Here is a 20,233-nt window from a genome sequence, read left to right on the forward strand (position 1 = left end):
CCCAGTTTTGGCAACCAAAACTACCGTGTATAGTGTAGTTAGAATTAGTGCTAGTTAAAACACTTGATTGCAGTAGCTTTAGCGTCTAAATAAATTACTTATTCTTTAAAAGAGATGACTATCCAATATATATAATACCATGTTTTTTAAAAAAGAAAGTCACGTTTTTTTGATATTTCCAAATAATTTAGTTAGTTTATACCTTGGCTAATAGTTTTCAAAAATACCTAGTAAATTATGGTAAAAATGCCGAATTGTTGCCAATCAGGGATTAGCGAACGCAGATTTTTCCGGGCTACTATGTCACCAATACTTTTAATAACACTATGCTTAACTACTACCTGTGCTAGTAGCGCCCAGGAGTCTCCAAAAAACGCCCAATCAATACCAAGGCTCATCTCCCAGTCACCTGCACCTGCTTTAACAGGCGTAGTCTCCTCTGGTAATCAAATTTCCCTCAATGGTCGTACTTTACCAGGAACTTGGTTGCAGCGACCTGGAAAAGCTGGTCAGATCACAACTCATCTCAGTGATGGGGTATTTAGGCAGTTAATTGGAGTAAATTTCTTAAACAGTAGTAACTCAGCAAAGCAACCAATACAGTGGTTTTCATCCGTGACAACACCACTGGTTTTAACTACCAGACTACTAGGAGCATATCGCTATCTGGATATTAGCAATTTTGCTCAAACATCTGGATGGGAAATCCGAACCAATGGCAACATTTTGGTGATTGCTACCCCAAAAGCACAAGTCACAAATATTGTTCAGAGCCAGGAACCTCCAGAGGCAAGTGCCCCTTTGCAACAAACTCGGATTCTTGTCGATTTAGATCGTCCAACTCCCTGGCAAGTTGCACAAGGATCAGCGATCGCAAAACCCCAAACTCCATCTTCTGATCCAGACACGCCAACTCCCAAACCCACTACACCGCCAAATCGACAGTGGACAATTACCCTGGATGGAATAGCCGATCCCCTTTTGATAGAACGCTGTACCCCCCAGCCACCAGCGCCACCAACATTGCTGCCAAACCTGCTCAAACAATTATTACCAGTTACACCAACACAACCAATACCAGCATCGGTTCCAACCCCTGAACCATTGATTCAAAAAGTAGAGGTGGTGAAAAACCAAACTATTATTAGTCTGAGCGTTCCCTTTGGTTTATCGCCTCAAGTTAGTACTGTCGCTAACCCCAATCGCCTGATTATCAATATTCGACCCGATCCTTTAGAAGAGCGGGGTATTACTTGGGGCCCAGGATTGCGCTGGCGACAGCAGTATGTCAATTTAGGCACACAACGCTTCCCGGTGGTCTGGTTAGAAGTTAATCCCCGCAAGTTTGGGCTAACCTTAAAACCTATGTGGGCTAGTCCTGATGGTCTTGCGGGTACTGCTCCCTTAATTCAAACAGCACAACGTTACTTAGCAGTAGCTGGAATTAACGGTGGTTATTTTAACCGTAATAATAAATTGCCATTGGGTGCGATTCGTCGGGATAATCAGTGGTTATCAGGCCCTATTCTTAATCGAGGTGCGATCGCTTGGAATGATTCTGGCCAATTTTACTTCGGTCGTCTCACCTTAGAAGAAACTTTAATCACAGCAAATGACCAGCGCCTACCAATTCTGTTTCTCAACAGCGGTTATGTCCAGAGTGGGATTGCTCGTTACACGTCAGCTTGGGGATCAACTTACACGCCCCTGACGGATAACGAAATTATCCTAGTGGTACAGAAAGACCAAATTACTAGTCAGCTACCAGGCGGCAAAGTTGGTGAGACGCCGATTCCGATTCCCCAGGATGGCTACCTACTAACTTTACGCGCTAACGCTGCTAGTGCTGCATCCCAGCTACCTATTGGAAGCGCAGTAAGTATTTCCAGCGCCACTACCCCGGCTGATTTTAGTCGTTATCCCCACATTATCGGAGCAGGTCCGCTATTAGTGCAAAACCGTCAAATTGTCCTTGATGCCAAAGGCGAAAAATTCAGCAATGCCTTTATTGCCGAAAAGGCCATTCGTAGCGGTATTTGCACAACAGCAACAGGCACACTGATGATTACTGCCACACATAATCGTGTTGGCGGTTATGGGCCTAATTTGGCAGAACATGCTCAATTGATGCAACAGATGGGCTGTGTGGATGCCCTAAATTTGGATGGTGGTAGTTCCACCAGCCTTTACTTAGGAGGGCAACTACTTGATCGATCCCCTAGTACCGCTGCTCGTGTTCATAATGGAATTGGTATTTTCCTAAAACCACGATAATTAAGTGAGTAGGGATTAAAGAATGGGGAATGGAAAAGTTTCTTAATCACCCATGTCCCATGCCCCATGCCCAATCCCTTTTTAAAGTTTAGAACAAGCTGTCATTTTGCTTGATGAAGACTTTGTGTAGACATCAGAGTTTTAGTAGTGATGCTTTACGCCATAAGGTTTGATTTTGCTATGTTTATCAAGGTGCGACAAAATTGCTGATTTTCAAAGTTGCAAGATAAGATAGCGCCAGATTTTTGATCAATAGTCAAGAGTATTAACGGTTTGTTATGTCTCCAAATGAGGTAACGATGGCTCGATATCAAGAAACTACACAGACTGAAACTCTACACATACCCCCAAGCATCACTTCCAGAGGCGTTGCTGCAACAGAGTTACGTCCTTGGGGTGCTTTTACAGTTTTGGAAGAAGGGCGCGGATACAAAATTAAGCGCATTGAAGTTAAGCCTGGACACCGCCTCAGTCTACAAATGCACCATCACCGTAGTGAACATTGGATTGTCGTCTCTGGTACAGCTAGGGTAACTTGTGGCGAGAAAGAAGTACTACTGAGCAATAATGAGTCAACTTATGTACCTCAATGTACATCTCATCGTTTAGAGAATCCTGGCGTGATTCCCTTAGTATTGATCGAAGTGCAAAATGGCGAATACTTGGGAGAAGATGATATTATTCGCTACCAAGATGACTATGCCCGTACTAAGGATTAAAACTAAAAGAACGCTATTAAAGCTCTAATCCCAAAACTCAATACATTTGTGTGCATATCTTTGGGAACCACTGCATACCAGTAGTCCCTACCTAGTTAAGGTAGGGACTGAAGCATATTAATGTTATAAATGTAGTAATAGCGATCGCGCTCATGCTTTCGGTGATTTGGAATTTTCAAGAAGCGAGGGTCAACCCATCTGTAAAATAGAAGATGGGGTATTTAATTGCAAAAAACGAGTTCCATGATTCATCTGAGTCAAGCAGCCGTGAGTGAGATTGGGCGAATAAAGTCCAAGCAGCAGCCAAATATGTTGTTTCGATTGGCAGTAAAACCAGGTGGTTGTTCCGGGTTATTTTATGATATGTCCTTCGATGAAGTAATAAAAGTTGGCGACCAGGTTCTCGACTTGAATGAGATTCAAGTAGTCATAGATGCCGCCAGCTTAATTTACCTCAACGGTTTGAGGGTAGATTATTCAGAAGACTTAATGGGTGGTGGTTTTCGCTTCCACAACCCCCAGGCGATCGCAACCTGTGGCTGTGGTAATTCATTCTCCACAACTAGTCAATAGTCCTTAATTAGCGATCGTTTACCAATAACAAAAGAAGAATAACTAACTAATTAAGGAAAAATTACAATTGACATAAAATAATAAAAAACGATATAATTAGGATTTGTTAAAACTTAGACATATAAGCAGCTTTACGCGCTGTAACTCATGCCAACAATACAGCAGCTAATACGCAACGAGCGCGAGCAAGCGCGTCAGAAAACCAAGTCCCCGGCTCTGAAACAATGCCCTCAACGTCGGGGAGTTTGTACCAGAGTATACACGACCACACCCAAAAAGCCTAACTCAGCTCTACGTAAAGTAGCAAGAGTCAGACTTACCTCTGGATTTGAAGTCACAGCTTATATTCCAGGTATTGGTCACAACTTACAAGAACACTCAGTTGTGATGATTCGTGGCGGTCGGGTTAAGGATCTACCAGGCGTGAGATACCACATTATCCGTGGCACCCTAGATACAGCCGGAGTCAAAGACCGCAAACAAGGGCGTTCCAAGTATGGAACCAAGCGTCCGAAAGAAGCGAAAAAATAGGATTAGGCGATTAATCGCATCCAACACGATTAATCGTCTACCTTAGAAGCGCTCAAGGACAAAAAACTATCAGGGTCTGTGTACTAATAGCAGTTACGAAAGCTGCTCAAGTCTGTTTAAAAAAATCAAGCAAGCTACACCTACACTAAGCGAGCAAGTGTAGAAGTTCAGAAGAAAACGCTGTAACCCACAGCAAAATTCTAATCTGGACACTAAAGTTTAAAATGTTGTCGCCTTAAGTATTTAGTTGCAGCTAGCAAGTCAATGAATATTAGATTTTAGATTTGCGATTTTGGATTGGTCGAACCCGCAAGGGGATGAGGCTTACAGACTTTTGATTTTTCCAATCCTTGTGGTCGGAACATCTACCAAAAACTCTAATCCAAAATTGGCAGTCAATAAGTCAGCCTTGGTGCAACAGTCGAGAACAAAATTGAGAAAGTCTGAGGGTTGAGTTCCACAGCTTTTAGTTTCCGGTGTCTGATAGCATATAATTTCGTTGCCAATTCCGAATTAAAGGTGAAGTATGTCTCGTCGTGGTGTTATTCAAAGGCGCCCAGTCCCGTCTGACTCTGTATATAACAGTCGCCTTGTGAGCATGATTATCAGGCGGATCATGCGTCATGGCAAGAAATCACTTGCCGCACGGATTGTTTATGATGCATTAAAAACTATTGAAGAACGCACTGGTGCTGGTGCCTTAGAAACCTTTGAAAGAGCAGTGCGAAATGCCACGCCTTTAGTAGAAGTAAAGGCGCGGCGAGTTGGTGGAGCAACCTACCAAGTACCAATGGAAGTGCGTACAGAACGGGGCACTACCTTAGCACTGCGTTGGTTAGTGCAATATTCCCGCTCCAGACCAGGCCGGACAATGGCAAGCAAACTGGCAAATGAATTAATGGATGCTGCTAACGAAACTGGCAATGCGATTCGGAAACGTGAAGAAACGCACCGGATGGCGGAAGCTAACAAAGCATTCGCACACTATCGTTACTAAGTAGAAAAGCGATATATCGCCCTCCAGAAGCGGTATATCGTATGATTTACAAAAAGAAGACGGTTTTCCCTAAAAGTATAGAATCTTAACAAAGAGTAATATACAAGATATCATGAGGCAAAAACTATAGGAGGTAGCTGTGGCACGCACGATCCCGCTAGAGAAAGTACGCAACATTGGTATTGCGGCGCATATAGATGCGGGCAAAACAACAACAACAGAGAGAATATTATTTTACTCTGGGATAATTCATAAAATTGGCGAAGTTCATGAAGGAACTGCCGTCACAGACTGGATGGAGCAGGAGCGGGAGCGGGGAATTACCATTACTGCTGCTGCTATCAGTACCAGTTGGAAAGATCATCAAATAAACATTATCGATACTCCGGGTCACGTAGACTTCACAATTGAAGTTGAGCGTTCCATGCGCGTGTTGGATGGTGTAATCGCAGTATTTTGTTCTGTGGGCGGCGTGCAACCGCAGTCTGAGACAGTGTGGCGGCAAGCAGAACGCTACAAAGTTCCTCGGATAGCCTTTATCAACAAGATGGATCGCACCGGAGCGAACTTTTATAAAGTTCACGACCAAATCCGCGATCGCCTGCGGGCGAATGCGATCGCCATTCAACTACCAATTGGTAGTGAAAATGACTTCCGAGGTATCGTTGACCTAGTAGGGCAACGTGCGTATATTTACGCCAATGACCAAGGAACCGATATCCAAGAAACCGATATCCCGGAAGAATTGAAAGCGCAGGTAGAAGAATTCCGCACCAAGCTAATAGAAGCCGCAGCAGAAACCGATGATGCTTTGATGACTAAGTACTTCGAGGGCGAAGAACTTACAGAACAGGAAGTTCGGACTGCCCTGCGTAAAGGCACAATTGCGGGAACGATTGTACCAGTACTTTGTGGTTCAGCATTTAAAAACAAAGGCGTGCAGTTGATGCTGGATGCCGTTGTAGATTACCTGCCAGCGCCAAGTGAAGTACCGCCAATTCAAGGCTTACTGCCCAATGGCGATACTGTTGAGCGGCGGGCTGATGACAACGAACCCCTAGCAGCTCTGGCATTCAAGATTATGGCTGACCCTTATGGTCGCCTGACATTTGTTCGCGTTTATTCTGGTGTCCTGAAAAAGGGCAGCTACGTTCTCAACGCTAGTAAGAATAAAAAAGAACGGATTTCCCGTTTAGTTCTAATGAAGGCAGACGATCGGCAAGATGTCGATGAACTGCGGGCGGGTGATTTAGGAGCAGCTCTGGGATTGAAAGACACCTTGACAGGTGACACACTTTGTGATGATGGATCGCCAGTAATTCTGGAATCCCTATTCATTCCTGAGCCTGTAATCTCGGTGGCGGTTGAACCCAAAACCAAGAACGACATGGACAAACTGTCCAAGGCTCTGCAATCTCTCTCAGAAGAAGACCCCACCTTCCGTGTCCGCGTCGATCCGGAAACAAACCAGACCGTGATCGCGGGAATGGGAGAGTTACACCTAGAAATTCTAGTAGACCGGATGTTACGAGAATTCAAGGTGGAAGCGAATGTAGGTGCCCCACAAGTAGCTTACCGAGAAACAATTCGGAAAGCTGTGAACAAAGTTGAGGGCAAATTCATCCGCCAAAGTGGTGGTAAAGGCCAATACGGTCACGTTGTGATCAATTTAGAGCCTGGAGAACCCGGTACTGGCTTTGAATTCGTTTCCAAAATTGCTGGCGGTTCAGTACCTAAAGAGTACGTTGGCCCTGCAGAACAAGGAATGAAAGAAAGCTGCGAATCCGGCGTTCTAGCTGGATATCCGTTGATTGACGTTAAAGCGACGCTAATTGATGGGTCATACCACGATGTAGACTCTTCAGAAATGGCTTTCAAAATCGCTGGCTCAATGGCGATGAAAGAGGCTGTCCTGAAAGCTTCACCTGTCATCTTAGAGCCTATGATGAAAGTTGAAGTTGAAGTTCCTGAAGACTATATGGGGAACGTCATTGGCGACCTCAACACCCGCCGAGGGCAGATTGAAAGCCAAAGCACCGAAAAGGGACTCGCTAAGGTAACATCTAAAGTTCCACTGGCAAGCATGTTTGGCTACGCCACTGATATTCGGTCAAAAACGCAAGGTCGGGGTACCTTCACGATGGAGTTCAGCCACTACGAAGAGGTTCCTCGCAGCGTAGCTGAAACTATCATTGCAAAAAGCAAAGGGAACGCTTAGTTAAAATAAGGAAATGAGCATTCATGGCACGTGCAAAGTTTGAAAGGAATAAACCCCACATTAATATCGGTACAGTTGGCCACGTTGACCACGGTAAAACTACCTTGACAGCAGCCATCACCATGACCTTGGCAGCTATGGGTCAGGCTGTAGCTAAGGGCTACGACCAAATTGATAATGCCCCAGAAGAAAAAGCACGGGGTATTACCATTAATACCGCTCACGTAGAGTATGAAACTGCAAATCGGCACTATGCTCACGTAGACTGTCCAGGACACGCTGACTATGTGAAGAACATGATCACCGGTGCTGCTCAGATGGATGGAGGTATCCTCGTAGTTGCTGCTACCGATGGCCCTATGCCCCAAACCCGCGAACACATCCTGTTAGCAAAACAGGTAGGTGTTCCCAGTCTGGTTGTCTTCTTGAACAAAGAAGATTTGATGGATGACCCAGAACTCTTGGAACTAGTAGAACTAGAACTTAGAGAACTGCTTTCCAGCTACGATTTCCCTGGCGATGATATCCCCATTATCAAAGGCTCTGGTCTGCAAGCTCTGGAAGCAATGACCAAGAATCCTAAGACCCAACGCGGTGAAAATCCGTGGGTAGACAAAATCTACGAACTGATGGATGCTGTAGATTCTTACATCCCCACTCCTGAGCGGGATGTTGATAAACCCTTCCTGATGGCTGTAGAAGACGTTTTCTCAATTACAGGTCGTGGTACTGTCGCCACCGGTCGGATTGAGCGGGGTGTAGTCAAAGTTGGCGATAACGTTGAACTTGTGGGTATCAGAGATACTCGCGCCACTACCGTAACTGGTATTGAGATGTTCAAGAAGAGTCTCGACCAAGGTATGGCTGGGGATAACGCTGGGGTACTACTGCGGGGTATCCAGAAGGCTGATATTGAACGGGGTATGGTCATCGCCAAACCTGGTTCGATTAAACCTCACAATGAATTTGAAGGTGAGGTGTATGTCTTAACAGAAAAAGAAGGTGGTCGTAAGACTCCATTTTTCGCTGGCTACCGTCCCCAGTTCTATGTGCGGACAACTGATGTAACTGGTACCATCAAAGCCTACACCTCCGATGAAGGCAAAGAAGTAGAAATGGTGATGCCAGGCGATCGCATCAAGATGACAGTAGAATTGATCAACGCGATCGCTATTGAACAAGGAATGCGCTTCGCTATCCGCGAAGGTGGTCGCACCATCGGTGCTGGTGTCGTCTCTAAAATTATCAAGTAGCACCTTTTCGCTCATAACAAAGGAGCAGAGATGGTATAGTGCCTCTCTGCTCCTTTCTCTTCCCTCTATAAAAAGGTAATAGGTTACAGGGGACAAGTAATAGTTTTCTGTAACTTATAACTTGTAACCTTTAACCAATAAATACTCCCCTAATTACGCAGAACCTGGAAAATTAAAGATGGCAACTCTACAGCAGCAGAAAATTAGAATTCGCTTACAGGCTTTTGACCGACGCTTATTAGACACATCTTGCGAGAAGATTGTAGATACAGCTAACCGCACCAATGCTACAGCCGTAGGCCCAATTCCTTTACCAACAAAACGCCGCATCTATTGTGTGCTGCGATCGCCTCACGTAGATAAAGATTCACGAGAACACTTTGAAACCCGTACTCATCGCCGGATTATTGATATTTACCAGCCCTCTTCTAAAACTATTGATGCCCTGATGAAATTGGATCTACCATCGGGTGTAGATATCGAAGTCAAACTTTAATTTAGTCATTAGTCATTGGTCATTTGTCCTTTGCTAATGACTAATGAGCAATAAAATTTGTATACTTTTTTACATTGCCCTGAAGAAATATATCTCAGGGCTTTTATTTCGCTAGGAAACAAATGATAGAATGTAAACAAAATAAGGGAAAAGCAGAGAAAAATTATTTTTAAGAATTAAGTTTATACCAAAGTAACAATGACATCATCTTCTAAAATTGCAGTTCGCGAACTCCCTCTGTTCCCGTTACCCGAAGTAGTTCTGTTTCCTACCAGACCATTGCCTTTGCACATCTTTGAATTTCGCTACCGAATCATGATGAACACGATTTTGGAAAGCGATCGCAGGTTCGGTGTTTTGATGTTCGATCCAGTCAAAGGTACAATCGCAAACACTGGTTGCTGTGCCGAAATTATTCATCACCAACGGCTGCCAGATGATCGGATCAAGATGATGACTTTAGGGCAGCAAAGATTTCGTGTATTAGAATATGTTCGTGAAAAGCCATACCGCGTTGGTTTAGTAGAGTGGATAGAAGACCAACCACCGACTAAAGATTTGCGACCTTTATCTTCGGAGGTAGAACAACTACTGCGAGATGTTGTGCGTCTATCAGCCAAATTAACCGAACAAAATATCGAATTACCAGAAGATTTGCCTGATCTACCTACAGAGTTATCTTATTGGGTAGCCAGTAACCTTTATGGTGTCGCCGCAGAGCAGCAATTATTGTTAGAAATGCAAGATACTGTAACTCGTCTAGAGCGGGAAGCAGAAATTTTAACCTCTACTCGCAATCACTTGGCAGCTCGCGCTGTTCTCAAAGACACATTTAGTGAAAAGTGAAGAGTGAGGAGTTAGAAGTTACGAGTTAGGAAAAAAAACAAAAATAAAAGATCGACAACTTATAATTTATATTTCCTAGCTGATAACTGGTAACTCCTAAATCCAAAATGATAATTTTTAACTCCTAACTTCTCAAGTAACAGCGCTGATCGGTAAAACATTGTAAGCGCCAAGAATTTTTAAAATTTCTGTGTGGATAGTTAATTCTGCTAAAGCAGATTGCATTTGTGCTTTCTTGAGATCCGCTTCTAAATCCATAAAAAATAAGTATTCGCCTAGCGATCGCTTTGTTGGACGAGATTCAATTCGGCTAAGGTTAATTCCTAGTTGAGCAAATATTTGCAAAGGTTTGAGCAATGCTCCGGGTGTGTTAGCAGGCATACTAAAAGCCAGTGATGTGTGACTGGTAGGCACTTTTGATGGCTGATATTCAGCGTTCGTTTCACTCTGACTTACTACCCAAAAACGAGTACAGTTTTCTGGATAGTCGTTGATGCCACTAGCAAGGATCGGCAGGTTGTAAAGTTGAGCTGCTCTACTAGAGGCGATCGCTGCTGTTGTTGTCTCTTGCTCCAATCGTTGTAGTGCTTCGGTTGTAGAATTGCTGGGAATAATCTGTACAGATGGGAGAAACTGCTCTAACCATCCTTGACATTGTGCCAAAGCTTGCGGATGAGAGTAAACAGTTTTGATTTTATCTAAGCTAGACGCACAAGAAATTAACGTATGGACAATAGGTAATACTAAGGCTAACTGAATTTGCAAACTGTCCAACTGCCACAGTGTATCTAATGTCATAGTCACACTCCCTTCAATAGAATTTTCCACTGGCACAACAGCCAAGTGGGCTTGACCATCAGCAACGGCGTGCAGTGACTGGGAAATGGTGGGATAGGGACATAGACTAGCTTCAACTGCCGTATTTTTAGTTAGCCAGTTGGCATAAAAAACAGTTGCTTGTTCTGTATAAGTGCCGGGAGGCCCTAAATGTGCGATTGATAAAGTCATGCCTTTAGCCTTGAGTTGCGAGTTTAATCGGTAAATAGAGATTATGATATTTTGGTCTTGGCAAATATATCCAAATCTATTCTTACTAATCACTGTTATCTCTAAAATTTACGCACTAAACGAATAGAGCGAAATATGTATCTAGGAAAACAATTTGTGGAAAACAGCACTTCTACCAGATTGATTTCCTGATAGTTTTTTTTGCTAAATTCCTTGGAGATTCAAAAGCAATTATATTGATTTCTGTGCCTTGAAAGATTCATATTATTGTTTTTTTGTCAATACATACATAGTCTATATTGATTGAACTAAAGATAGTAATGAGCGTACCAACTTTTTGCTAATTATGTATAGCTGATAAGCAACAATGATTTTTATGATCAATAAATTTTGTAGTTTTCTAATAATCAGATTTAATTTATTAAAAAATATTAAAATTAAGAAACAGATATTTTTATCCGCTCATGGCTACCCGGTTTACTGCCTCCCAATCGGTTGAAATCGCTGTTCCAGAGCAGCCTATTCCCATTCAGCACTACTTGCGCCAGCCTCAACGTCTGGTTAAGGCTTTGGCTGACAACAGTCGGATTGAGCAGCTTTCTGATGAGATATTTCGCTTGAAAATGCGTCCGTTAACTTTTATGTCGTTGAGTATTCAACCTACTGTAGACATGAGAGTTTGGGCAGAATCAAATGGAATAATTTATTTGCGATCGCTAGGCTGTGAAATTCTGGGCTTCGAGTATATTAACCAGCGCTTTGCTCTTAATTTAAAAGGGCATCTCTCTCCCAAAGAATTAAGCAGTGGCACTCGCCTGCAAGGAAAAGCTGATTTAGAAGTGCTGGTGGATTTGCCACCACCATTTTCTTTCACTCCTAAGCCGATTTTAGAAGCTACTGGCAATGCTTTGCTCAAAAGTGTACTCTTATCAGTCAAGCAACGGTTATTAAATCAACTTTTGGCGGATTATCGTTACTGGGTGATATCACAAACTAAAGATAGACGATTGGACGGTAACAGTACTGAATTGCCAATCCTGAATGCTGAGTAATTATTTAATTACTCAGCGTTCGGTACTTTGATTTGGCAAGGACGAAAAGACTGACGATGTAGGGGCGAGGGCCCGTATTGTTGCAAAGCCAGCAAATGCCGCTGGCTACCATAACCCTTGTTACACTCCAGGTTGTACATAGGGTATTTTAATGCTAAACGCATTACCAGTTCATCACGCCAAACCTTAGCAACAATACTAGCAGAGGCAATAGCGAGCGATCGCTCATCCCCTTTGACTACTGTTTGTTGCGGCAATAGCAAGTCTTTAATTGACTGATTGCCGTCAACCAAGCAAAGTGCAGGCTGTACCTTTAACTTCAGCACAGCCCGCTTCATTGCTAACAGCGTTGCTTGCAAAATATTTATCTTGTCAATTTCGGCAGTAGAAGCAAACCCAATATTCCAGTCTATAGCTAGCTCACAAATTTGCTGCGCTACCTGAGTTCTCCGAAGACTAGACAACTTTTTACTGTCTTTAATTTTAGCTGCTATCAGTATTGGCAAAGCATGACTTGGTAATATCACTGCTGCTGCCACTACAGGGCCAAATAGGGCACCTCGCCCTACTTCATCTATACCTGCAACCAACCCTGGAATCCCTGACAAGGTAGAAAACTCCAGCCAACTGGATTTTTCCAACGGTGCTGGCGACGTTTCCACCATAAAACAAATTAATTATCTTCAATTGCTGAAGAACGACGGCGGCGGCGACGGCTGGCAGTGGCGCTACTATTAGCTTCACTTTCATCTGCGATCTCGCTGGCGGCAGAGGTTTTTGCAGACAAAGGTTCCGAAGGATTTGCAGTCAATTCCGATGGTTCAGTTGGCTCTTCTATCAAAGATTTTTGTTCTGGCTCAATAACTTTTGGTGTCGGTATTTTGCTTGTGGTTATTTCAGGTGTTGCTTTTTGGGCAACAGTGGTTATTTCAGGTGTTGCTTTTTGGGCAATAGTTGATTCTGAGGTTGATTCAGTTGGGGTCGTTGGCACTTGACCAGGCTGAATCACATTAATAATCACAGACTTGGTATTTTTAACCTCTTGCTCCAACTTCACCAAAGGAGATATTCCCATTAAGGCAAATATATCCTGTTCTTGGAGGCTCATTTCTACAGTCCTAATCTCCGGTGGTTCTACCACTGGCTTAATTGGTTCTGCTTTGATAACTTTAGTGCGCTCTACTCTTTCACTCCAGCCTGGTTTACCAAGGGTGGGTGAGGGTATTTCTGGTACAAAGCCTATTTCTGGTTCCACATCAAGGTCTAAATCTGGCTCGTTGACAAAAGCTAAGGGATTGGGAATAACCCGAGCTTCATCTTTCCCATTTAACCCATTAATGCCAATTCGACTGCGGCGAGTGCGGGTACGACGCTTATTATCATTCAGTTCTTGATAACTAGGATGATTGATTAGATTTAGATTACTCAATTCCGGGTCGCCGTCAAATGCTTCCCCAAACCCATCATAGGTTTCTCGTGGTTCCGGGGTGCGGGCAGATGGCTGACGTGGTTCTCGGTGAGGTAGGGATACAAAACGCTCACGTTCTGGTGTGTCTGCCGGTATTGGCAATCGGTTTTCGATTTCTCCGGGGAGACGCACGGTATGTCCTAAACCGCCACAGGTAGGACAAGTTTCACCAAATAATTCGTAAATATTTTGACCCTGACGTTTGCGGGTCAATTCTACTAAACCTAGTTCGGTGAGTTGGGCAATCTGAGGACGAGCTTTGTCTGCTTTGAGTGCTTTATTAAAATGTTCGAGAACTTGTAGTTGGTCACGTCGCGATTCCATATCAATAAAATCAACAACGATCACTCCGGCAATATTCCGCAGACGCAACTGGCGAGCAATTTCTGTTGCAGCTTCGCAGTTTGTCCACAAAACTGTTTCTCTAGCTGTTGCCGATCGCGTGAAGGAACCGGAGTTAACATCGATTACGGTTAGTGCTTCTGTCGGCTCAATGATAATGTAACCACCAGAAGGTAGGTCTACTCTCGGTTTCAGCGCTTCCCGAATGGCGGCAGTGATACGGAAGTACTCTAAAATTGGCGAGCGATCGCGGTGATGGTCAATTAACAATCCCTGCGGTGTTTGACCGCCACTCCAATTCTGCAAGTACTGTTTGACGCGCTTCAAACCGGTACTGGAATCTACGACAATTCGATTTACATCCGCGCCGTACATATCCCGCAATACGCGCTGAATAAAGTCATCATCTCGGTTGAGCAGTGCTGGGGCGCGGGTGGAATGCGCTTCCTGCTGGATCGCCTCCCATTGCTTTTGCAGCAACTCCAAATCTTCCATAATTGCTTCTTCGGGTTTGCCTTCGGCTTCTGTACGCACGAGCAAACCCATTCCCGCCGGTTTGACCAAAATCGCTAGTGCCCGCAAGCGGTTGCGCTCACTTTCACTTTTAATCCGTCGAGATAAATTTACACCTCTACCATAAGGCATTAGTACTACATAGCGTCCGGGTAAGGTAATATTACCCGTAAGCCTGGGCCCTTTTGTCCCCGTTGGCTCTTTCATTACTTGCACCAAAACTTTCTGCTGTGGTGCTAGTAATTCTGTAATTGCCGCTGCGGTACGCTTGAGCTTCAATGGCCCCAAGTCAGTAACGTGAATAAAACCGTTGCGCTCGGGGTCGCCAATATTGACGAAAGCTGCATCTATCCCAGGTAATACGTTTTCTACTACTCCTAAGTAGATATCACCTATTTGATGATGACCGGTAGCAACAACGAGTTCCTGTATTTGATCTTCAGAAAAAACCGCAGCAATTTGGTGCTGCTCCGCGATGATAATTTGTTTTGGCATTCAATTTCCTCAAAAATTGGCAGCACTTACAGGTTTGAGGTTTGTTGTATCAAGCCCGGTTAATTACTTGTAATTCAAAACTCCCCGCGTCTTTGCGTCAGTTTTAATACCAGTCTTTTCTCGGTTTGATATTATATTTTTGCTGCCCTCACAACCCTCAAAAGGCGCTACTGATAATAAAAATCGCAAACCTGGGCTTCTAAGTTAAATAGCGATTGGCGCTCTTAAGAGCGTTTCCACGGCTGATTATTCTAGAACGGCTGCATATTGTTTAAGCAATTAAATCAACCGTCCGTGGTTGATTTAATTGCAAAACACACACTCAATCAAGAGAGTTCTGAGTTGAAAGTTTTAAATCCTGAGTGAGCATTTTAACTCAGGACATTCATTTGAGAGTAACCTACTGAATTCGTTAAGAAAAAGAAACTATTTCTATGTTCCATTCCCCGGTTTTATCCTTAGGGTTATACTCAGCAACGCCAGTTACTACCCTACCTTGAGCCGTTCTAGCCTAAGGCAAGCCGCGCTTTGCGCGTCTATGAACGTCTACAAGTCAGACTAACCGACGGCAGTTGCTTCAACTCTAAAAAACTAATGCACTAGCTTTTGGGTACTACTGTGGATTAGACATTCAGCAGTTGTTTAAAAAAAATGGATTTAGAGAAGCTAACCGAGCCTGCTGTTAGTTACTGATTCACAAGGTAGCTATAGAGAAAGTGTGCATTCTTAATTATGCTTTTTTTGTCTGGGATATAAATCCTAGAAGTTGCACTCTAATATCTTTGCTTTCGCCCCCTGAATACCAGGGTAGTGAACCAGCTAATTCAATGCAGCGCCAGAAAATTTCTCTTCACACTATTCTAACGCAACCTTACTAAAAATCAATTCCTATAAGCTGCCATGTCAGGACGAACTACTAGCAAGTTGCCCTACAGGGATTATACCCCTAAAATTAGCCGATTGCGGTGGATATGCAGGAGTTGAAATTCTACACTAGCCACTGTCTTTAGCATAAACAGGATTTGTTCGGGACGCAACAGCAAACCGTCCTGGCGATAGCTACCTAGATAACGGATCACGGATGACATAAATTCTGTTTTGCTATTGTGAGTTTCTACTAATTCCAGTTCAAACAAGCGATCGCGCAGATTTATTAATTGGCTCTTACCTGACTTAGTTGTTTGCTCGTACCAAAGTTCCTCTTTTGCTTTGATTGTATTAATCCAGTCTTGCCATTGTATAGATGTTGTTTCTTCAAGTGCTGCTACAGTAATTAAATACTCTGCGGACTCTAGCAGTTGGGTAGCGGCACTAGCTTTTAAATCTATCTGCTCCACATTATATATAGGTATGTCTGTGGGCATTTCACGAGCCAACTGTTCTCGGAAAGTACCAACCTCCACTGGCACTGTCAACTCAAAATCTGCAATTTCACCGCTGCTAGTAGCCCCTAGAGCCAAAGCAGTTGCTAAAGAAATTCGCGGCATTGGATGAAACCCACCTGTGAAAGCGATTGGTAAGCCTGCTCGCCGCACAATTCGGTCGAACAGACGGATTAAATCCAAGTGGCTCATCAAAGCCATATTACCCTGTTTTCCGAACCAAACTCGCAGCCTTTGGGCTTTAGTTGTGTTGGGGATAAACTCGCCAGCGAATTTTGGGATAACAGGTGATTCAATCACGATGTTATGCCCAAAGTCAGTGCCACAGACACCACAATGAGAACAACCTTCAAAAGAGCAGTCGGGTACAATTGCTGCTTCTAATGCACGTTGCAAGTCTTCTTGGAGCCACTTTTTATCAATCCCGGTATCAATATGATCCCAGGGTAGGCGAATATCAACGGAGTGGGGAGAGACGCGATTAATCGCGTCTCTATTGGGGAGAGATGCGATTAATCGCGTCTGTACAGGAGTTAGGAGTTGGGTATTTTCCGCATCTTCCGATCTCTTCTGCGCCTCTGTGTGAAACAAATTCCATTCGCCATTTTCTACTTGGCGGTATTTCCAATCTAAATCAGCTTGGGCGATCGCAGATCCCCAAGCACTAAAAGCTTGATCTAAATTTTCATACCAGGAATCCATACCAGCACCCAATTCCCAGGCACGGCGCACTACTTTACCTAAATTGCGATCACCTCGTCCCACAAAATCTTCCATTGCCGAAATGCGGACATCGGTAAAATTTACCTTTACTGCCTTTATCCAGCGGAATTCTTGCCGTAGCAAGTTTTGTTTACGCTTAAATTCAGCTGTAGAAACTGAGTGCCACTGAAATGGTGTATGTGGCTTGGGCGTAAAGTTAGAAATCGTTAGGTTAAAGTTTAGGGGTTTTCTGCCTTTGCCCCGACATTCTCGCTGTAGCCAGCTTACTGTTTCCGCAATGCCCAAAACATCAACATCCGTCTCACCCGGCAAGCCAATCATAAAATACAACTTGATTTTATCCCAGCCTTGCTCCCAAGCGGTTTTTACTCCCCGCAACAATTCTTCATTTGTCAAACCCTTATTTACGATGTCTCGCATCCGCTGAGTACCAGCTTCTGGAGCAAAAGTCAGTCCACTTTGGCGTGTTCCTCCCAGGATGTTGGCAATATTTTCATCAAATCTGTCTACCCGTTGGCTTGGTAGAGTCAAAGAAATGTTTTCATTTTTTAAGCGATTTTTGATTTCCATCCCCACTGCTGGCAGGGATAAATAATCAGAACAACTCAAAGATAGTAGGGAAAACTCATTGTAACCAGTTGCCCGCATACCTTGTTCAATTGCTTCTACAACCTTATCGGGTTCTACATCCCGTGCTGGTCGAGTCAGCATTCCTGGTTGACAAAAGCGACAGCCACGAGTGCAACCACGCCGAATCTCAATGGTCAAGCGGTCATGCACCGTTTCTACGTAGGGAACTAACCCAATAGAATATGCTGGTATGGGAGTTGCAACCCGTCGCAAAATTCGTTTTGGCACGTCTGGGCGATGAGGATGAACTGAGCCATCCTCTGCCATGTCGTAAAACTGAGGCACATATACGCCTGGTATCTGTGCCAAATCTAGTAATAGATGTTCCCGACTCAATCCTGCTTGTTTGCCTTCTTCCAACACCAGAGCAATTTCTGGCAGCAGTTCTTCTCCATCTCCAAGGGCGAAAAAGTCAAAGAAGTCGGCATAAGGCTCAGGATTGGATGTTGCTGTTTGCCCACCAGCAAAAATCAACGGATATGAGGACTGGATATTGCTAAATTCTCCTTTATCCCCTTGCCCCTCTTTCCCTGTGCGCTCCTGCCTTTCTCGCCACGTCAAGGGAATTCCGGCCAAATCCAACATTTCGAGGATATTAGTTGCACCCAGTTCATAACTGAGGCTAAAGCCTAAAATGTCGAATTCTATCAGCGATCGCTTCGACTCTACCGCAAACAATGGCGTATTAGTTTCGCGTAGTTTGGCTGCTAGGTCTTGCCCTGGGAGGTAGGCGCGATCGCACGATTGACGCGGTTGGGCATTCAAGATGTTATAAAGGATAATGTGCCCTAAATTAGACGCACCGACTTCATACACTTCTGGGTAGGTTAAAACCCAATGTATTGCTGTCGTATCCCAAGGTTTGTGTACTGCTAATAGCTCGTTACCTAGGTAACGGGCCGGTTTTGAAATATCTGACGTTATTAATTTTTCAACTGCAACAACCACTGTGCTATCTTCTAGCTACCTTAATTACAGCTAACCAACCCCAACCTTAGCATTGAATTAGGTCTTCTAACAGGTTTATCGTTGCAACTTACAACTCCTTTACATAAAGTCCACTCATTGCCCGAATCTTTGTGCTTTTAGATCAAGTTATGTTTGGGCCAACTCAGCCTCACTATCTAATATTTCAAATACCCGATCGAGTTGCGTCAGTTCAAAAATAATTCTTATTGATGGAGCAACAGCACAAATTTGGAAACTCCGTCCTAAAGTAAGAGCCAGCTTGTGTGTAGATAACAATGCCATCAACCCCGCGCTATCTAACGATTCTACTGCTGCTAGGTCTACTACCAAGATGGAAACACCATTTTGTGCCAACACTGTGGTCATATCTCGTTCAAATTCCAAGGCGTTTGCAGCATTCAAAGACCCTTGGGGGCGAATAACTGCAATCTTGGGATAGTTAAGCACTGCTTGCATAGTTACATCCTGTTGAGAATTGTTGGAGCGTCAAGCTAAGGATTATTTGAACATAAACTCTATTTTGTAGCATCGACCATACGTCTTAGCTCTCTTTGCTGAATCTTTATTGCTTTAGTCTCTCTGTTTAAAGATTGTTATAATTCCAGCTTGAAATGTGTTTATGTATACTTTTTTTTTATCTCAGTTCAAAAACAATCAACTATAGACAGCCATAGAGCAGACAAATTATCAGTAACTATGCTGAGAAAACTTGCTTAGTCTATAAATAGAGCTAATTTAGCTAATTCTTAACAGCAAGTTAAATCTCTCACCTTAGCGTTGCTGATCGCATACGGCAAAGTCATAGCGAATTATCTAACTGACTAATTAAATTGTGATATATATCACTAGTAAGTTAGTGTTTGGATCACTCTTTATACTTAGGCTGATCTGGGATGATTAGTATCATATACGGTTGGGCTATTACTTATGAGAACTCAGTACGTTATTCGTAAATTGGTCGAAAAAGCTCTTGACATAAAAAAACTAACTCCTGAGATAGAGAATGAAATAAACTCAGAACTGACGGAACGGGGTTACATTTCTGATGTTGATTACGAAGCCCTAGAATTATTAATGGCAGAGATGGATGCTGGCCGAATCCAGTTGGTTCCTAGCCTGGGATATTAGAATAATTCGTAATTTGTAATTCGTAATGACGCTCGTGACGCTCGATGACTCGCTAACGCTGCGCTATCGCCCTTGGGTTTCCCTTTGAGAGATGACTCGTTAACGCTAGGCTATCCCCTTCGGCATCTCCCCAACTCTTGGAGAGGCTATGCGAAGGTAAAAGACTCGCTAACGTAATTGGTAACTAAGTTTAGTCAGGGGGCCTAGAAAAAATTCTGTTGTTGGTAATGCTGTCGGTATTAAATGCCCTAATCTCCAATCCCTCTTGATATGCTTGCCAAAGTTGGTGAATAAATTGATTGAGTTGCTGCTTTGCGGCTGAGTCAGGTTGAGTTTTTGGTTCTTTTGCTAAAACTTGGCTCAAGAAGGTAATTACTTCTGTGTCTAAAGTTGGTCGAAATAAATTGGCAGGCCAAAGCAGGTCAGACGCATCTCGCAAATCGGTAATTAGCGGCGATTCTTGAATGAAAGTAACCATTAATAAAGGACGCACCCAGCATAACTGGCGGGAAACTATAAATTCAATGACTTCTGCATACAGATTCCTGTCGCCATGCTCTAAAGACACAATTTGTCCTGGTTGAAGAAAATCTAGGCTAATGTCCATGATTATGCA

17 protein-coding genes are annotated in these 20,233 nt (G+C 43.6%); 11 read left to right on the forward strand and 6 right to left on the reverse strand.

All coding sequences use genetic code 11. The features are described from left to right. The first annotated feature begins 246 nt into the window (after positions 1-246). From H6G97_RS01200 to H6G97_RS01240, 9 genes are all read left to right on the forward strand, one after another. Positions 247-2,274 (forward strand): phosphodiester glycosidase family protein, encoded by a 2,028-nt coding sequence (locus H6G97_RS01200; protein ID WP_422394151.1) that lies wholly within the window; start codon positions 247-249, stop codon positions 2,272-2,274. Positions 2,275-2,573: 299 nt separating this feature from the next. Then, positions 2,574-2,993: a cupin domain-containing protein gene (locus H6G97_RS01205; RefSeq protein WP_190914194.1), complete on the forward strand. Its 420-nt coding sequence runs from the start codon at positions 2,574-2,576 to the stop codon at positions 2,991-2,993. 243 nt (positions 2,994-3,236) lie between these two features. Further along, positions 3,237-3,566: a HesB/IscA family protein gene (locus H6G97_RS01210; RefSeq protein WP_190939064.1), complete on the forward strand. Its 330-nt coding sequence runs from the start codon at positions 3,237-3,239 to the stop codon at positions 3,564-3,566. A gap of 147 nt (positions 3,567-3,713) precedes the next feature. Further along, positions 3,714-4,097 (forward strand): 30S ribosomal protein S12, encoded by a 384-nt coding sequence (gene rpsL / locus H6G97_RS01215; RefSeq protein ID WP_012410236.1) that lies wholly within the window; start codon positions 3,714-3,716, stop codon positions 4,095-4,097. A 526-nt stretch (positions 4,098-4,623) separates the two neighbouring features. Beyond that, positions 4,624-5,094 carry a 30S ribosomal protein S7 gene (gene rpsG, locus H6G97_RS01220; RefSeq protein ID WP_069070112.1) on the forward strand — a complete coding sequence of 157 codons (471 nt, stop codon included), beginning with the start codon at positions 4,624-4,626 and terminating at the stop codon, positions 5,092-5,094. Positions 5,095-5,233: 139 nt separating this feature from the next. Beyond that, positions 5,234-7,312: an elongation factor G gene (gene fusA, locus H6G97_RS01225; RefSeq protein WP_190938926.1), complete on the forward strand. Its 2,079-nt coding sequence runs from the start codon at positions 5,234-5,236 to the stop codon at positions 7,310-7,312. 23 nt (positions 7,313-7,335) lie between these two features. Beyond that, positions 7,336-8,565: an elongation factor Tu gene (tuf, locus tag H6G97_RS01230; RefSeq protein ID WP_109011175.1), complete on the forward strand. Its 1,230-nt coding sequence runs from the start codon at positions 7,336-7,338 to the stop codon at positions 8,563-8,565. Between the two features lie 178 nt (positions 8,566-8,743). After that, entirely contained in the window at positions 8,744-9,061 is a 318-nt protein-coding gene (gene rpsJ / locus H6G97_RS01235; RefSeq protein ID WP_017320518.1) for a 30S ribosomal protein S10, read from the forward strand. 198 nt (positions 9,062-9,259) lie between these two features. Further along, positions 9,260-9,907: an LON peptidase substrate-binding domain-containing protein gene (locus H6G97_RS01240; protein WP_099099764.1), complete on the forward strand. Its 648-nt coding sequence runs from the start codon at positions 9,260-9,262 to the stop codon at positions 9,905-9,907. Between the two features lie 132 nt (positions 9,908-10,039). Here H6G97_RS01240 and pheA read toward each other — a convergent pair whose 3' ends face one another. Further along, a complete protein-coding gene (pheA, locus tag H6G97_RS01245) occupies positions 10,040-10,915 on the reverse strand; it encodes a prephenate dehydratase (protein WP_190938927.1) in 876 nt (291 codons plus the stop codon). 464 nt (positions 10,916-11,379) lie between these two features. Between pheA and H6G97_RS01250 the strand changes: the two genes are divergently transcribed. After that, the gene (locus H6G97_RS01250; protein WP_190938928.1) at positions 11,380-11,967 is read left to right on the forward strand and encodes a DUF1997 domain-containing protein; all 588 of its coding nucleotides are present in this window, start codon (positions 11,380-11,382) and stop codon (positions 11,965-11,967) included. 8 nt (positions 11,968-11,975) lie between these two features. Here the strand turns inward: H6G97_RS01250 and H6G97_RS01255 are convergent, their stop codons facing one another. From H6G97_RS01255 to H6G97_RS01270, 4 genes are all read right to left on the reverse strand, one after another. Next, positions 11,976-12,632 (reverse strand): ribonuclease HII, encoded by a 657-nt coding sequence (locus H6G97_RS01255; protein WP_190938929.1) that lies wholly within the window; start codon positions 12,630-12,632, stop codon positions 11,976-11,978. Between the two features lie 8 nt (positions 12,633-12,640). Beyond that, on the reverse strand, positions 12,641-14,785 hold the full coding sequence (gene rne / locus H6G97_RS01260) for a ribonuclease E (protein WP_190938930.1): 2,145 nt from the start codon (positions 14,783-14,785) through the stop codon (positions 12,641-12,643). 938 nt (positions 14,786-15,723) lie between these two features. Further along, complete coding sequence (locus H6G97_RS01265) at positions 15,724-18,468, reverse strand: TIGR03960 family B12-binding radical SAM protein (RefSeq protein WP_190938931.1); 2,745 nt, start codon at positions 18,466-18,468, stop codon at positions 15,724-15,726. 147 nt (positions 18,469-18,615) lie between these two features. Beyond that, positions 18,616-18,945, reverse strand: a complete 330-nt coding sequence (locus tag H6G97_RS01270) for an STAS domain-containing protein (RefSeq protein ID WP_190938932.1) — start codon at positions 18,943-18,945, stop codon at positions 18,616-18,618. 471 nt (positions 18,946-19,416) lie between these two features. On the opposite strand from H6G97_RS01270, the gene H6G97_RS01275 reads away from it, so the two are divergent. Next, entirely contained in the window at positions 19,417-19,617 is a 201-nt protein-coding gene (locus tag H6G97_RS01275; protein WP_190938933.1) for a hypothetical protein, read from the forward strand. A gap of 190 nt (positions 19,618-19,807) precedes the next feature. Here H6G97_RS01275 and H6G97_RS01280 read toward each other — a convergent pair whose 3' ends face one another. Beyond that, a complete protein-coding gene (locus tag H6G97_RS01280) occupies positions 19,808-20,224 on the reverse strand; it encodes a hypothetical protein (protein ID WP_190938934.1) in 417 nt (138 codons plus the stop codon). Positions 20,225-20,233: the final 9 nt, after the last annotated feature.

It is taken from the genome of Nostoc flagelliforme FACHB-838, from assembly GCF_014698065.1.
Lineage (GTDB): Bacteria > Cyanobacteriota > Cyanobacteriia > Cyanobacteriales > Nostocaceae > Nostoc > Nostoc flagelliforme_B.